This is a genomic window from Streptomyces sp. NPDC048416 (assembly GCF_043200435.1).
Taxonomy (GTDB): Bacteria; Actinomycetota; Actinomycetes; order Streptomycetales; family Streptomycetaceae; genus Streptomyces.
In genome coordinates, this window is the sequence record NZ_JBICXU010000041.1 from 1 (window position 1) to 12,905 (window position 12,905).

At 71.9% G+C, this 12,905-nt stretch carries 9 protein-coding genes; 7 read left to right on the forward strand and 2 right to left on the reverse strand.

All coding sequences use genetic code 11. The features are described from left to right. Window positions 1–255 precede the first annotated feature (255 nt). A complete protein-coding gene (meaB, locus tag ACGFW5_RS32410; protein ID WP_393837909.1) occupies window positions 256–1,215 on the reverse strand; it encodes a methylmalonyl Co-A mutase-associated GTPase MeaB in 960 nt (319 codons plus the stop codon). Between the two features lie 72 nt (window positions 1,216–1,287). Next, window positions 1,288–2,487, reverse strand: a complete 1,200-nt coding sequence (locus ACGFW5_RS32415; RefSeq protein ID WP_393837910.1) for an acetyl-CoA C-acetyltransferase — start codon at window positions 2,485–2,487, stop codon at window positions 1,288–1,290. A 137-nt stretch (window positions 2,488–2,624) separates the two neighbouring features. Between ACGFW5_RS32415 and mce the strand changes: the two genes are divergently transcribed. The 7 genes from mce to ACGFW5_RS32450 all read left to right on the forward strand — a co-directional run bounded on the left by mce (window position 2,625) and on the right by ACGFW5_RS32450 (window position 12,883). Then, window positions 2,625–3,074: a methylmalonyl-CoA epimerase gene (mce, locus tag ACGFW5_RS32420; RefSeq protein WP_393837911.1), complete on the forward strand. Its 450-nt coding sequence runs from the start codon at window positions 2,625–2,627 to the stop codon at window positions 3,072–3,074. 199 nt (window positions 3,075–3,273) lie between these two features. Continuing rightward, on the forward strand, window positions 3,274–7,464 hold the full coding sequence (gene scy / locus ACGFW5_RS32425; RefSeq protein ID WP_393837912.1) for a polarized growth protein Scy: 4,191 nt from the start codon (window positions 3,274–3,276) through the stop codon (window positions 7,462–7,464). 114 nt (window positions 7,465–7,578) lie between these two features. After that, window positions 7,579–8,517, forward strand: a complete 939-nt coding sequence (locus tag ACGFW5_RS32430) for a cellulose-binding protein (protein WP_329462994.1) — start codon at window positions 7,579–7,581, stop codon at window positions 8,515–8,517. Between the two features lie 106 nt (window positions 8,518–8,623). Then, window positions 8,624–9,625 (forward strand): ABC transporter ATP-binding protein, encoded by a 1,002-nt coding sequence (locus ACGFW5_RS32435; protein WP_393837913.1) that lies wholly within the window; start codon window positions 8,624–8,626, stop codon window positions 9,623–9,625. A gap of 3 nt (window positions 9,626–9,628) precedes the next feature. Then, window positions 9,629–10,408, forward strand: a complete 780-nt coding sequence (locus ACGFW5_RS32440; RefSeq protein WP_393837914.1) for an ABC transporter permease — start codon at window positions 9,629–9,631, stop codon at window positions 10,406–10,408. 394 nt (window positions 10,409–10,802) lie between these two features. Further along, a complete protein-coding gene (locus tag ACGFW5_RS32445; RefSeq protein ID WP_393837915.1) occupies window positions 10,803–12,005 on the forward strand; it encodes an ATP-binding cassette domain-containing protein in 1,203 nt (400 codons plus the stop codon). Continuing rightward, a complete protein-coding gene (locus ACGFW5_RS32450) occupies window positions 12,002–12,883 on the forward strand; it encodes an ABC transporter permease (RefSeq protein ID WP_393837916.1) in 882 nt (293 codons plus the stop codon). Before ACGFW5_RS32445 ends, ACGFW5_RS32450 begins: the two co-directional genes overlap by 4 nt. Window positions 12,884–12,905: the final 22 nt, after the last annotated feature.

Here is a 12,905-nt window from a genome sequence, read left to right on the forward strand (position 1 = left end):
GCCGCCGCGATCTGGCACAACCACAAGACCCGCCAGCCCATCACGCGGTCACTGATCGCTTACGACCACTGATCACATCGGAATGACTCGTCTAGCGGCCGGGCGGCGCCGGCTCACGGCCCCGTTGGCCAGACCTCCCACCGCGCTGCCCACCGACAGCGCGGCGAGCGCCCACGCGGCGCCGAGGGCCTGTTGGAGCAGCAGGGCCCGTGCAGGAGCGGGGCCCGTGCAGGTGGGGCTGGTGGTGGGGTGGGGCTAGGTGGTTTCGGTCAGGCTTGTCACGAGTTCGTCGGCGGCGGCGTACGGGTCGAGTTCGCCGTCCACGATGCGCTGGGCCAGCGCATCGAGGCGGCGGTCGCCGTGCAGGGAGCCGATGCGCTCGCGCAGGGCGGTGACGGCGATGGTCTCGACCTCGCGGGCCGCGCGGGCGCGGCGGCGCTCCGCGAGGACGCCGTGCTCGGCCATCCACGCGTGGTGCTTCTCCAGGGCCTCCACGACCTCGTCGATGCCCTCGCCGCGGGCGGCGACCGTCTTGACGATGGGCGGGCGCCAGTCGCCGGGGCCGCGCGATTCGCCCAGGCCCAGCATGTGGTTGAGCTCGCGGGCGGTGGCGTCCGCGCCGTCCCGGTCCGCCTTGTTGACGACGTACAGGTCACCGATTTCGAGGATGCCCGCCTTGGCCGCCTGGATGCCGTCGCCCATGCCGGGGGCCAGCAGCACCACCGAGGTGTCGGCCTGCGAGGCGATCTCGACCTCGGACTGGCCCACGCCCACCGTCTCGACCAGGATCACCTCGCAGCCCGCCGCGTCCAGGACACGGATCGCCTGCGGCGCCGACCAGGCGAGGCCGCCGAGATGGCCCCGGGTCGCCATCGAGCGGATGTAGACGCCGGGGTCGGACGCGTGGTCGGACATCCGGACCCGGTCGCCGAGCAGGGCGCCGCCCGAGAAGGGCGACGACGGGTCGACGGCGAGCACGCCGACCCGCTTCCCGGCCCTGCGGTAGGCGGTGACGAGGGCGGACGTGGAGGTCGACTTGCCGACACCGGGCGAGCCGGTCAGACCCACGACGTACGCGTTGCCCGCGAGCGGGGCCAGCGCCGCCATCACCTCGCGCAGCTGCGGGGACGCCCCCTCGACCAGCGAGATCAGCCGGGCGACGGCCCTGGGCCGGCCTTCCCGGGCCTGGGCCACCAGTTCGGGGACGTCCACCATTGCCGCTCCGTTCACTCGCGTACGCACCGCAGGGTCAGGAATCGCTTCCGGGGTTGCTCGCCCGGACCGCGCTTACTTGGGAACGCGCACGATCAGGGCGTCGCCCTGGCCGCCGCCACCGCACAGGGCGGCCGCGCCGACGCCGCCGCCGCGGCGCTTCAGTTCGAGGGCGAGGTGCAGGACGACACGGGCGCCCGACATGCCGATGGGGTGGCCGAGCGCGATGGCGCCGCCGTTGACATTCACCTTTTCCGGGGACACCCCGAGGTCCTTCATTGACTGCACGGCGACCGCCGCGAAGGCCTCGTTGATCTCGATGAGGTCAAGGTCCTCGACCGTGATGCCCTCCTTGCCGACCGCGTGCTTGATCGCGTTGGAGGGCTGCGACTGGAGCGAGCTGTCGGGGCCCGCCACATTGCCGTGGGCGCCGATCTCGGCGATCCACTCAAGGCCCAGCTCCTCGGCCTTGGCCTTGGACATGACGACGACCGCGGCCGCGCCGTCCGAGATCTGCGAGGAGGTGCCGGCCGTGATCGTGCCGTCCTTGGCGAACGCGGGACGCAGCCTGCCCAGGGTCTCGACGGTCGTGTCGGCGCGGATGCCCTCGTCCTTGGCGAACAGGACCGGGCCGCCCTTGCGCTGCGGGATCTCGACCGGGGTGATCTCGGCCTCGAAGATGCCGTTCTTCTGGGCGGCCGCGGCGCGCTGGTGCGAGGCCGCGGCGATCTCGTCCTGCTCGGCGCGGGCGATGCCGAGGCGCGTGTTGTGCTTCTCGGTCGACTCCCCCATCGGGATGTTGTCGAAGGAGTCGGTCAGGCCGTCGTACGCCATCGAGTCGAGCATCTCGATCGCGCCGTACTTGAAGCCCTCGCGGGACTTGGGCAGCAGGTGCGGGGCGTTGGTCATGGACTCCTGGCCGCCCGCCACCACGATGTCGAACTCGCCGGCGCGGATCAGCTGGTCGGCGAGCGCGATCGCGTCCAGACCCGAAAGGCACACCTTGTTGACGGTGAGCGCGGGCACGTTCATCGGGATGCCGGCCTTCACGGCCGCCTGGCGCGCGGGGATCTGGCCGGCCCCGGCGGTGAGCACCTGCCCCATGATCACGTACTGCACCTGGTCGCCACCGATGCCGGCCCGGTCGAGGGCCGCCTTGATGGCGAAGCCGCCGAGGTCGGCGCCGGAGAAGGACGCGAGGGAGCCGAGCAGGCGGCCCATGGGCGTACGGGCGCCCGCGACGATCACTGAGGTGGTACCGGTCGTTCCAGACATGAGGCACGGCCCTTAGGGAGGTGATGTGAACGAGGGTTTACTTGAATGTACTGAGCGGTACTGCCCCACGTCACCGGTCGGCCGGTGTGATCGCGCGCACGTTGCGTAACCACCCCCGGTGGCGCTGCACTGAGTCCATGCTGACGCGAATCGACCACATCGGAATCGCCTGTCTCGACCTCGACAAGACCGTCGAGTTCTACCGTGCCACCTATGGCTTCGAGGTGTTCCACACCGAGGTCAATGAGGAACAGGGTGTGCGCGAGGCCATGCTCAAGATCAACGAGACCTCGGACGGCGGTGCCTCCTACCTCCAGCTCCTCGAACCCACCCGTGAGGACTCCGCGGTGGGCAAGTGGCTGGCCAAGAACGGCGAGGGCGTCCACCACATCGCCTTCGGCACCGGGGACGTCACCGCCGACTCCGAGGCCATCCGCGACAAGGGCGTACGGGTCCTCTACGACCAGCCGCGCACCGGTTCGATGGGTTCGCAGATCACCTTCCTGCACCCCAAGGACTGCCACGGCGTCCTCACCGAACTCGTCACTTCCGCCCCCAAGGACAGCACGGACACCGCCGCGCACTGAGCCCGCACACATGGAGGCCGGTCCTCCGGATTCTGGGCCCGGTACAGTGGGCGGTTCCGGGCCGGGGTCGGGTCGGGGCCTGGGACCCACGCCCCTGTTTTGATCTGACACCATTCACCGGGGGCCCCGTCCGTCGTGTGCGGTCGGACGGTGCTCGTACGGGCAGTGTTCGCGACCAGGGGACGGATGGGACCGCGCAGTGCGGGGCTACGAACGCCAGGAGACCCAGAGCCACCGGCCTGACGACCACCTCTCGCGGTTCGAGGCCGAGATGGACCGGCTGAAGACCGAGCGGGAGAAGGCCGTTCAGCACGCCGAGGATCTGGGTTACCAGGTCGAAGTGCTGCGCGCCAAGCTCCACGAGGCGCGCCGCAATCTCGCGACCCGTCCCGCCTACGACACGGCGAACGTCGGCTACCAGGCCGAACAGCTGCTCCGCAACGCCCAGATGCAGGCCGAGCAGCTGCGTACGGACGCCGAGCGCGAGCTGCGTGACGCCCGCGCCCAGACGCAGCGCATCCTCCAGGAGCACGCCGAACACCAGGCGCGCCTCCAGGCCGAGCTGCACGCCGAGGCCGTCAACCGCCGCCAGCGCCTCGACCAGGAGCTGGCCGAGCGCCGGGCCACCGTCGAGTCGCACGTCAACGAGAACGTGGCATGGGCCGAGCAACTGCGCGCCCGTACCGAGGCGCAGGCCCGCCGGCTCATGGAGGAGTCGCGCGCCGAGGCCGAGCAGTCCCTTGCCGCGGCCCGCGCGGAGGCGACCCGGATCGCCGAGGAGGCCCGCCAACGACTGGGCGCCGAGGCCGAGTCGGCCCGCGCCGAGGCGGAGGCGACGCTGCTGCGCGCCCGCAAGGACGCCGAGCGGCTGTTGAACGCGGCCTCCACGCAGGCCCAGGAGGCCACCTCCCACGCCGAGCAGCTGCGGACGACCACCACCGCCGAGGCCGACCAGGCGCGTCAGCAGGCGGCCGAGCTGAGCCGCGCCGCCGAACAGCGGATGCAGGAGGCGGAGGCCGCGCTGCGGGAGGCGCGGACCGAGGCCGAGCGGGCGGTCAGCGAGGCGAAGGAGGCCGCGGCCAAGCAGGTCGCGAGCGCCGAGTCCGCCAACGAGCAGCGCACCAGGACCGCGAAGACCGAGATCGCGCGTCTGGTCGCGGAGGCCACCAAGGAGGCCGAAACCCTCAAGGCCGAGGCCGAGCAGGCGCTCGCGGACGCGAAGGCACAGGCCGAGCGGCTGCGCACCGAGGCCGCCGAGTCGGCCCGCACGAGCGCCGCCGAGGACACCGCGGCCCAGCTCGCCAAGGCCGCGCGTACGGCGGAGGAGGTGTTGACCAAGGCGTCCGACGACGCCCGTGAGACCACCCGCAAGGCATCCGAGGAGGCCGAGCGGATCCGGCGCGAGGCGGACGCCGAGGCCGAGCGGCTGCGCGGCGAGGCCGCCGAGCAGGCCGACGAGCTCAAGGGCGCCGCCAAGGACGACACCAAGGAGTACCGGGCCAAGACGGTCGAGCTCCAGGAGGAGGCCCGCCGACTGCGCGGCGAGGCCGAGCAGTTGCGTGCCGAGGCGGTCGCCGAGGGCGAGCGGATCCGGGGCGAGGCGCGGCGCGAGGCCGTCCAGCAGATCGAGGAGGCGGCCAAGACCGCCGAAGAGCTGCTGGCCAAGGCGAAGGCGGACGCCGACGAACTGCGTACCACCGCGGGCAACGAGTCCGAGCGGGTACGCAATGAGGCCGTCGAGCGGGCCAACACCCTGCGCAAGCAGGCCGAGGAGACCCTGGAGCGCACCCGCGCCGAGGCCGAGCGGATGCGCGCCGAGTCCGAGGAGCAGGCGGAGCAGACCACGACGGACGCCGAGACGGCCGCCGTCCGGCTGCGCGAGGAGACCGAGCGGGCGATAGCGGCCCGTCAGGCCGAGGCCGCCGAGGAGCTGGCCCGGCTGCACACCGAGGCCGAGCAGCGCCACGCCGCCGCCGAGCAGGCCCTCGCCGAGGCCCGCGCCGAGGGCGAGCGGATCCGGCGCGAGGCCGCGGAGGAGACCGAGCGGATCCGCACCGAGGCCGCCGAGCGCATCCGTACGCTCCAGGCGCAGGCCGAGCAGGAGGCCGAGCGGCTGCGCGCCGAGGCGGCGGCCGATGCCTCGACCGCGCGTTCGGAGGCGGAGGGCGCGGCCGTCCGGCTGCGGGGCGAGGCGGCCGCGGAGGCCGAGCGGGTCAAGTACGAGGCGCAGGAGGCCGCCGACCGGATGCGCGCGGAGGCCGCGGCCGCCGCCGAGCGGGTGGGCGCCGAGGCGGCCGAAGCACTCGCCGCCGCGCAGGAGGAGGCCGTGCGGCGCCGCCGCGAGGCCGAGGAGACGCTGGGTTCGGCGCGCGCCGAAGCCGATTCGGAGCGTGCTCAGGCCCGCGAGCAGAGCGAGGAGCTGCTTGCCTCCGCGCGCAAGCGGGTCGAGGAGGCGCAGGCCGAGGCGCAGCGGCTCGGCGAGGAGGCCGACCGGCGCGCCACCGAGCTGGTGTCGACGGCCGAGCAGACCGCCAAGGACGTACGGGATTCGGTGTCGGGGCTCCGCGAGGAGGCCGAGGAGGAGATCGCCGGGCTGCGCAGCGCGGCGGAGCACGCGGCCGAGCGCACCACGAGCGAGGCGCAGGAGGAGGCGGACCGGGTCCGCGCCGACGCGCACGCCGAGCGGGAGCGCGCGAGCGAGGACGCGAGCCGGGTCCGGGCCCGCGCCCAGGAGGAGTCCGAGGCCGCGAAGGCGCTGGCCGAGCGGACCGTCACGGACGCCATGGCCGAGGCGGAGAAGGCCCGTTCGGATGCCGCCGAGTACGCGCAGCGCATGCGCACCGAGGCCTCCGACGCGCTCGCCTCCTCCGAGCAGGACGCGGCCCGCACCCGGGCCGAGGCCCGCGAGGACGCCAACCGGATCCGTTCCGACGCCGCGAGCCAGGCCGACCGCCTGGTGAGCGAGGCGACGGCGGAGGCCGAGCGTCTTGCCGCGGAGTCGACCGCCGAGGCCGAGCGCCTGGTCAGCGAGGCCCAGCGGGTACGGGTCGAGGGCCAGGCCGAGGCCGACGCGCTGCGCGCCGAGGCACGCGAGGAGGCCGAGCGGGTCACCACCGCGGCGCTCGCCGAGGCCGAGGCCGCGACGACGGCCGCCCACGAGCAGGCCGAGCGGGTCACGAGCCAGGCGCGGGCGGACGCCGAGCGCACCACCAACGAGGCGAACGCCTATGCCGAGTTGGTCACCACCGAGGCACGCTCGGACGCCGGTTCCACGCTCGGGGCGGCCAACGCCGAGGCCGAGCAGACCATAAGCGAGGCACGCGCCGAGGCCGAGCGGCTGCTCGACGAGGCACGCGGGGCCGCCGACAAGCGGCGCTCCGACGCGGCCACCCAGGCCGACCAGCTCATCGCGGAGGCGAGCGGCGAGGCCGAGCGGCTGCGCGCGGAGGCCGCCGACACGGTGGGCTCCGCCCAGCAGGCGGCCGAGCGGATCCGGGCCGAGGCCGAGAAGAACCGGGCCCGCGCCGAGGAGGCCGCGGAGAAGGCGCGTACCGAGGCCCGCGAGGAGGCGGACCGGCTGCTCGACGAGGCCCGCACCGCCGCGGCCAAGCGGCGCGCGGACGCCGCCGAGCAGGCCGACCAGCTCATCAACAAGGCGCAGGAGGAGGCGCTGCGCGCCGCCACCGAGGCCGAGGAGCAGGCCGACACGATGGTGGGCGCCGCCCGCAAGGAGGCCGAGCGGATCGTCGCGGAGTCGACGGTGGAGGGCAACTCCCTGGTGGAGAAGGCCCGTACGGACGCCGACGAGCTGCTGGCGGGGGCCCGCGCGGACGCCACCGCCATAAGGGAGCGCACCGAGGAGGTGCGTGCGCGTACCGAGGCGGAGATCGAGGAGCTGCACGACCGGGCCCGCCGCGAGAGCGCCGAGCAGATGAAGACGGCGGGCGAGCGCGTCGACAAGCTGGTGAAGGCCGCGACCGAGCAGGCAGCCGAGGCTCAGGCCAAGGCCAAGTCGCTGGTGGCGGACGCCGATTCGGAGGCGCACAAGGTCCGTATCGCCGCGGTCAAGAAGGCCGAGGCGCTGCTCAAGGAGGCCGAGACCAAGAAGGCCGAGCTGGTCCGCGAGGCCACCGCGCTGCGTGACGAGGCGGCGGCCGAGGCGCAGCGCACGGTGGAGGAGGGCAAGCGTGAACTGGACGTGCTGGTCCGGCGGCGCCAGGACATCAATGCCGAGATCTCCCGTGTCCAGGACGTACTTGAGGCGTTGGAATCATTCGAGGCACCGGCCGCGGGCGGCAAGTCCGGGTCCGGCGGAGGTTCATCCGCAGGTGTCAAGGCAGGTGCGGCGGCCGGGGCAACACGTTCGAGTGGCAAGTCTTCGGAGGGCTAGCCACTCAAAAGGCTGGACATTCTCCAGATCAAACGGGCATCCGCTCGATGACACGCCGCCTGGGCCCCTAGGATTCCCCCTATCACCTCACCGGTCTCATTCGACAGGAAACCCATGAGCGACACTTCCTCCCCCTTCGGCTTCGAGCTCGTGCGGCGTGGTTACGACCGCGGTCAGGTGGATGACCGCATTACCAAGCTCGTCGCCGACCGTGACAGCGCTCTGGCACGGATCACTTCTCTGGAAAAGCGCATCGAGGAGCTTCACCTCGAAACGCAGAACGCCCAGGCCCAGGTGAACGACGCGGAGCCGTCGTACGCGGGTCTCGGCGCGCGGGTCGAAAAGATCCTGCGGCTCGCCGAGGAAGAGGCGAAGGACCTGCGCGAGGAGGCCCGCCGGGCCGCCGAGCAGCACCGTGAACTCGCGGAGTCCGCCGCCCAGCAGGTGCGCAACGACGCCGAGTCGTTCGCCTCCGAGCGCAAGGCGAAGGCCGAGGACGAGGGCGTACGGATCGTCGAGAAGGCGAAGGGTGACGCCTCTCAGCTCCGTTCCGAGGCGCAGAAGGACGCGCAGTCCAAGCGCGAGGAGGCCGACGCGCTCTTCGAGGAGACCCGCGCCAAAGCCGCCCAGGCCGCCGCGGACTTCGAGACGAACCTCGCCAAGCGCCGCGAGCAGTCCGAGCGCGACCTGGCGTCGCGTCAGGCCAAGGCCGAGAAGCGCCTCGCGGAGATCGAGCACCGCGCGGAGCAGCTGCGCCTGGAGGCCGAGAAGCTGCGTACGGACGCGGAGCGCCGGGCGCGCCAGACGGTGGAGACGGCGCAGCGCCAGGCCGAGGACATCGTGGCCGACGCCAACGCCAAGGCGGACCGCATCCGTTCGGAATCCGAGCGGGAGCTCGCGGCCCTCACCAACCGCCGCGACTCGATCAACGCGCAGCTGACCAACGTCCGCGAGATGCTGGCGACGCTGACCGGTGCGGCCGTGGCCGCCGCCGGCTCCCCGGTCGACGACGAGCCCGTCTCGCGCGGCGTTCCGGCGCAGCAGACCCGCTAGTGCCCCGCAGCCCCTCCCCCGTGGGCTGCGGAAGGACGCGGAAAAAATCGCGAAGCCCCCTGCCATTCCGGTGGCGGGGGGCTTGGTTCACGTCTAGCGTAGCCGCATGATCGAGCTAGAGGGTCTCACCAAGCGCTATGGCACCAAGGTCGCGGTCGATCATCTCTCGTTCCAGGTCAGACCCGGTGTGGTGACCGGATTCCTGGGGCCCAACGGGGCCGGCAAGTCGACCACCATGCGCATGCTGCTCGATCTGGACAACCCGACCAGCGGCACCGTACGCATCGACGGCAAGCACTATCGCGAGCTCACCGAACCGCTGAAGTACATCGGGGCGCTGCTCGACGCCAAGGCGATGCACGGCGGTCGCACCGCGTACAACAACCTGCTGTGCCTGGCCCAGTCGAACCGGATCCCGGCGTCGCGGGTCTCCGAGGTCCTGGACACGGTGGGGCTGACCGCGGTGGCGAAGAAGAAGGCGAAGGGCTTCTCGCTGGGCATGGGGCAGCGGCTGGGAATCGCCTCCGCGCTGCTCGGCGATCCCGAGATCCTGATGTTCGACGAACCCGTCAATGGTCTGGACCCCGAGGGAATTCACTGGATCCGCAATCTCATGAAGCAGCTCGCGAGTGAAGGACGGACGATCTTCGTTTCGTCTCACCTGATGAGCGAAATGGCCCTGACGGCGGATCACTTGATCGTTATCGGGCAGGGCCGGCTCCTCGCCGATACCTCGATGGCGGATTTCATCCGGGAGAACTCCCGGAGTTTCGTGCGGCTGCGTTCACCGCAGTGGGAACGGCTCCTGGACGTGCTGGGACAGGCCGGCATCTCCTATGTGCAGACCGGCGACGGGGCCATCGAAATCGACAACGGCAGGATCGAGGCACTGGGTGAACTGGCCGCGCAGCACCAGCTCGTCCTGCACGAACTCTCCGGCCAGCAGGCCTCACTCGAAGAGGCGTTCATGCAGATGACGGCGGGCTCGGTCGAGTACCACGCGCACGGCGCCACCACCCCGGGCGGACCGCCCGCGGCGCCGCCCGACTGGGGCGGCGGACAGCCGGTGCCGAACTGGGGCGCGGGCGACCAGCGCAGGGGGGTCTGAGCCATGGCAGCGGTACCCGCGGTCCTCAAGTCCGAGTGGACGAAGATCCGTACGGTCTCCTCCACCGTCTGGACGCTGGCCAGTGCCCTGATCGCGACCGTGGCGATCGGCGCGGCGCTCTGCGCCCTGATGAAGTCGCAGTTCGACGATCTCAAGCCGGCCGAGCAGGCGACCTTCGACCCGACGCTCATCAGCTTCTCCGGGATGATCCTCGGTCAGCTGGCGATGGTCGTCTTCGGGGTGCTCGTGGTCGGCACCGAGTACAGCTCGGGCATGATCCGCTCCTCGCTCGCCGCCGTGCCGCGGCGTGCCACCTTCCTCTTCTCCAAGCTGGCCGTGGCCACCCTGCTCGCCCTGGTCGTCGGCATGGTGACCAGCTTCCTTGCCTTCTTCCTCGGCCAGGCGCTGCTCGGCGCGCACCACACCTCCATCGGCGAGCCCAATGTGCTGCGGGCCGTCTTCGGCGCCGGGCTCTACATGGCGCTGATCGCCCTGTTCTCGATGGGCGTGGCCACGATGCTGCGCAGCTCGATGCTGTCGCTCGGCATCCTGATGCCGTTCTTCTTCCTGATCTCGCAGATCCTGTCCGCCGTGCCGGGCGCCAAGAACGTGGCGCGCTATTTCCCGGACCGGGCGGGCTCGAAGATCATGCAGGTCGTTCCGGACGCCATGAACAGCGATCCGACGCCGTACGGGCCGTGGGGCGGCCTTGGCATCATGGTGCTGTGGGTGATCGCGGCGCTTGCGGGCGGCTACCTCGTCCTGAGGAAGCGGGACGCCTAGGGGGTGTCTGGTGGATCAGGGTCGGTCAGGGTGCGGCGCCTGGTGCGGTGCATCGCAAGGCGCCGGAACGTCGTGATAGCGGAGCTATCGGGGCGTTTCGGCAACGCCGCGAGGTGCCGTGCCAGGCGCCGCACCCCCGGCCCTGGCCCGCCGGACGCCCCTGAGGCCGGCCGTCGTGCGACGAACCTGTACGCCTGTGCCGTACGCCCGTGCCCTACGCCCGTGCCGTACGCCCGTGCCGTATCACCGCCCGGCGCGGGCGACCGGCGTGAGCAGGGCATGACGACTTAGCCGGAACCGTCAAGGCCTGGATAAGCTCCTCACTCATACGGGGGCATGCCGGCCGCGCGCCGGACACCGCCCCGACGACCCAAACCGTCGATGGGGCTGGAGAATGATCGAGGCAGTCGGCCTGACGAAGCGCTACGGCGCCAAGACAGCCGTGCACAACCTTTCCTTTCAGGTGCGACCGGGCATGGTCACCGGATTCCTGGGGCCCAACGGCTCGGGCAAGTCCACCACCATGCGCATGATCCTCGGCCTCGACCAGCCGACCGCCGGCCGTGTCACCATCGGCGGTCACCCCTTCCGTGATCTGCCCAACGCGCCGCGCCAGGTCGGCGCGCTGCTCGACGCCAAGGCCGTGCACGGCGGGCGCAGCGCCCGCAACCACCTCCTCTCGCTCGCCCAGCTCTCCGGCATCCCGGCCCGCAGGGTCGACGAGGTGCTGGGTGTGGTCGGCCTCCAGGACGTCGCCAAGCGCCGCTCCAACGGGTTCTCGCTCGGCATGGGCCAGCGGCTCGGCATCGCCGCCGCCCTGCTCGGCGACCCGCAGGTGCTGCTCTTCGACGAGCCGGTCAACGGCCTCGACCCCGAGGGCATCCTGTGGGTGCGCAATCTGATGAAGATGCTCGCCTCCGAGGGCCGCACCGTGTTCGTGTCCTCGCACCTGATGAGCGAGATGGCGCTGACCGCCGACCACCTCATCGTGATCGGCCGCGGGCAGCTCCTCGCGGACATGCGGATCGCCGACTTCATCTCCCACAACTCCGCGGACTTCGCACGGGTACGCACCCCGCACACCGAGCCCGCCCAGCGCGAGAAGCTGACGGCCGCGCTGACCGAGGCGGGCGGGCAGGTGCTTCCCGAGCCCGACGGCGCGCTGCGCGTCACCGGGCTCGCCCTGCCCCGCATCAGCGACGTGGCCCACGAGGCGGACGTACGGCTGTGGGAGCTGTCCCCGCACCAGGCCTCGCTGGAGGAGGCGTACATGCGGATGACGCAAGGCGTCGTCGACTACCGCTCGACGGCCGACCAGAAGGCCGGCCTCCAGCCCGCGATGCCGCCCGGGTACCTGCCGCCGCCGCAGGCGATCCCCGAGGTGCCGCAACAGGGCTGGTACGCCCCGCCGCCGCCCGGCCAGAACCCGTACGCGGGCGCGCCCGTGCCGCCCGTGCCGCCCGTGCCGCACGTGCCGCAGCAGCCGGTGCACCCGGTGCCACAGCCGCCCGCCGCTCCCCCGGTCCCGCAGGCCCCGCAGGCCCCGCAGGCCCCGGCCGTTCCTGCCGCCCCGACCACGCCCGAGGACGCCCGATGACCACCCCCTACCAGCAGCAGCCCGTCCAGCAGGCGCCGCTCCCGCAGGCGCCGGGCGGCCCGCTCGGCGCGTACACCTCGCCGATCGCCGTGCGGCACGCCACCTTCACCGACGCGCTCGCTTCCGAGTGGACCAAGATCCGGTCGGTGCGTTCCACGATGTGGACGCTGGGCGTGCTCATCGCGCTCATGCTCGGACTCGGCCTGCTCTTCGGCTTCCTGGTGCGGGCCAACGACGACGCGGACGTGAACGACGCTCCGGTGCTGGCGTTCGGTTCGTTCGGCGTGCTGCTCGGCTCGATCTGCGTCATCACGCTCGGCGTGCTGACCATCACCTCCGAGTACGGCACCGGCATGATCCGTACGACCTTGACGGCCTGCCCGAGCCGGGGGCGCATCCTGGCGGCGAAGGCGGTCGTCTTCTTCCTGCTGGCGTTCGTCGTCGTGACGGTCGGCGCCACGGTCGTCGCGTTGCTCCAGAGCGCCCTGCTGCCGGACGCGGCGACGGCGAGCGGCGGCGAGTGGCTGCGGGCCACCGTCGGCGTCGGCGCCTACGTCGCGATGCTGGGGCTGCTGTCACTCGCGGTCGGCGCGCTGATCCGGCACTCCGCGGGCGCGGTCACCATCATGATCGGTGTGGTGCTGCTCCCCCTGGTCCTCGCCCTGTTCATGTACACCGACTCGCTGAGCGGCCTGCGCACCTTCCTCATGGACTACTCGATCCCCAGCCAGCTGATCGGCTTCTACGGCAGCTCGGCCACGGGAGGGATGTCGGGTCCGGCCGGCTGGGACTCGCTGTGGATCATCACCGGACTGGCGGCGGCCGCGCTGGCCGGCGCGTTCCTCCTGCTCAAGAAGCGGGACGTCTGGGGCCGTTGAGCAACCGACGCCCTTGAGCGGC